Source organism: Bradyrhizobium zhengyangense, from assembly GCF_022012435.1.
Classification (GTDB): domain Bacteria; phylum Pseudomonadota; class Alphaproteobacteria; order Rhizobiales; family Xanthobacteraceae; genus Bradyrhizobium; species Bradyrhizobium zhengyangense.
The window spans coordinates 1-2,861 of the sequence record NZ_JAKLUA010000063.1 but is presented as its reverse complement, the minus strand read 5'-3'; the positions used below and the strand labels follow the sequence as shown (position 1 = coordinate 2,861).

Annotated in this window: 2 protein-coding genes; both read left to right on the top strand. The window is 66.3% G+C overall.

Annotated features, from left to right (window positions below; all coding sequences use genetic code 11):
• On the top strand, nt 1-2,391 hold a 2,391-nt coding region (locus L6637_RS42105), incomplete at its 5' end, for a hybrid sensor histidine kinase/response regulator (protein WP_237867357.1).
• Nucleotides 2,392-2,413: 22 nt separating this feature from the next.
• On the top strand, nt 2,414-2,861 hold a 448-nt coding region (locus L6637_RS42100; RefSeq protein ID WP_237867356.1), incomplete at its 3' end, for a chemotaxis protein CheW.

Sequence of the window (2,861 nt, the reverse complement as noted above, 5' to 3'; positions counted from 1 at the left end):
GCTCCTGTCGCCGACGCCCCGCCGCTGGTGCCGGAAGCACCTGCCGCTGCACCTGCTGCCGCTCCCGCAAAAGAGATGACCACGGGCTCGCTGATCGACCAGACCCTGGAGCGTCCGTTGCGTCCGGGCGAGGTCTCGCTCGACGAGCTCGAGCGCGCCTTCCGCGAGACCGCGATCGAAGCACCCGCGCCGGTCGCCAAGGCCGAAGTGAAGGCCGAAGTGAAGGCCGAGCCGGCTCCTGCTACTGAGGCGCCTGCTGCAAAGGCGCCCAAGGAGAAGGCCGCGCCGAAGAAGTCGATGGCCGACGAGAATGCCGGCGAAGGCGCCAGCATCGCCAACCAGTCGATCCGCGTCAACGTGGACACGCTGGAGCATTTGATGACCATGGTCTCCGAGCTGGTCTTGACCCGCAACCAGCTCTTGGAGATCTCAAGGCGCAACGAGGACACCGAGTTCAAGGTGCCGCTGCAGCGCCTCTCCAACGTCACCGCCGAGCTGCAGGAAGGCGTCATGAAGACGCGCATGCAGCCGATCGGCAATGCCTGGCAGAAGCTGCCCCGCATCGTCCGCGACCTGTCGAGCGAACTCGGCAAGCAGATCGAGCTGGAGATGCACGGCGCCGACACCGAGCTCGACCGCCAGGTGCTCGACCTGATCAAGGACCCGCTCACCCATATGGTGCGCAACTCCGCCGATCATGGCCTGGAGACCCCCGCCGAGCGTCTTGCGAGCGGCAAGGGCGAGCAGGGCACCATCCGCCTGTCCGCCTATCACGAGGGCGGCCACATCATCATCTGCATCGCCGACAACGGCCGCGGCCTCAACACCGAGAAGATCAAGGCCAAGGCGCTCTCCTCAGGTCTCGTCAGCGAGGCTGAGCTGGAGAAGATGAGCGAAGCCCAGATCCACAAGTTCATCTTCGCGCCGGGCTTCTCCACCGCGGCCGCCATCACCTCGGTCTCGGGCCGCGGCGTCGGCATGGACGTGGTCCGCACCAATATCGACCAGATCGGCGGCACCATCGACATCAAGAGCGTCGCCGGTGAAGGCTCTTCCGTCACCATCAAGATCCCGCTGACGCTTGCGATCGTCTCGGCGCTGATCGTCGAGGCCGCCGGCGACCGCTTTGCGATCCCGCAGCTCTCGGTGGTCGAGCTGGTCCGCGCCCGCGCCAACTCGGAGCACCGCATCGAGCGTATCAAGGACACCGCCGTCCTTCGCCTGCGCAACAAGCTCTTGCCGCTGATCCATCTGAAGAAGCTGCTCAAGATCGACGACGGCGCGGCAAGCGATCCCGAGAACGGTTTTATCGTGGTCACGCAAGTCGGCAGCCAGACCTTCGGCATCGTCGTCGACGGCGTGTTCCACACCGAAGAGATCGTGGTCAAGCCGATGTCGACGAAACTGCGTCACATCGACATGTTCTCGGGCAATACCATCCTGGGCGATGGCGCCGTCATCATGATCATCGACCCCAACGGCATCGCCAAGGCGCTCGGCGCCGCCGGCTCCTCGGCCCATGACATGGCCGACGACAATGGTGCGCATCATATCGGCTCGGGCGAGCAGACCACCTCGCTCCTCGTCTTCCGCGCCGGCTCGTCCCAGCCCAAGGCGGTCCCGCTCGGGCTCGTCACCCGCCTGGAAGAGCTCCCGGCCGACAAGATCGAGTTCTCGAACGGCCGCTACATGGTGCAGTACCGCGAGCAGCTGATGCCGCTCGTCTCCATGGAGGGCGTCACCGTCGCCTCCCAGGGCGCCCAGCCGATCCTGGTGTTCGCCGATGACGGCCGCTCCATGGGCCTCGTCGTCGACGAGATCATCGACATCGTCGAGGAGCGCCTCAACATCGAGGTCGGCGGCTCGGCTTCCGGCATCCTCGGCTCGGCCGTGATCAAGGGCCAGGCCACCGAAGTGATCGACGTCGGCCACTTCCTGCCGATGGCGTTCGCCGACTGGTTCACCCGCAAGGAGATGAAGCCGTCGATGCACTCGCAGTCGGTGCTGCTGGTCGACGACAGTGCCTTCTTCCGCAACATGCTGGCACCCGTCCTCAAGGCCGCCGGCTACCGCGTCCGCACCGCGCCGACCGCGCAGGAGGGCCTCGCGGCCTTGCGTGCACAAACCTTCGACGTGGTCCTGACCGACATCGAGATGCCCGACATGAACGGGTTCGAGTTTGCCGAGACCATCCGCTCCGACAGCAATCTGGGCTCGATGCCGATCATCGGCCTCTCCGCGCTGGTGTCGCCGGCAGCGATCGAGCGCGGCCGTCAGGCCGGCTTCCACGACTATGTCGCCAAGTTCGACCGTCCCGGTTTGATCGCGGCGCTGAAGGAGCAGACCGCGGGCGCCGCCGGCGCCTCCGAGCTGAGCCGGGCCGCGGCGTAAGCAGGACAGGAGGAGACACGCAATGAGCAAGAAGATGCAAGTCGGCGAAGGCGCCATGGTCGAATACGTCACCGCGATGATCGGCGGCCAGCTGTTCGGCCTGCCGATCTCCCGCGTCCAGGACGTGTTCATGCCCGAGCGCGTCACCCGCGTTCCCTTGTCCTCGCGCGAGATCTCGGGCGTTCTGAACCTGCGCGGCCGCATCGTCACCGTGGTCGACATGCGCGCCCGTCTCGGCCTGCCCAGGGACGAGGACGGCAAGACCCCCATGGCCGTCGGCGTCGACCTGCGCGGTGAATCCTATGGCCTCCTGATCGACCAGATCGGCGAGGTCTTGCGCCTGCCCGAGGACGGCAAGGAAGAGAACCCCGTCAACCTCGACCCCCGCATGGCCAAGCTCGCCGGCGGCGTCCACCGTCTCGACGGCCAGCTCATGGTCGTCCTCGACGTCGACCGCGTGCTCGAGCTCG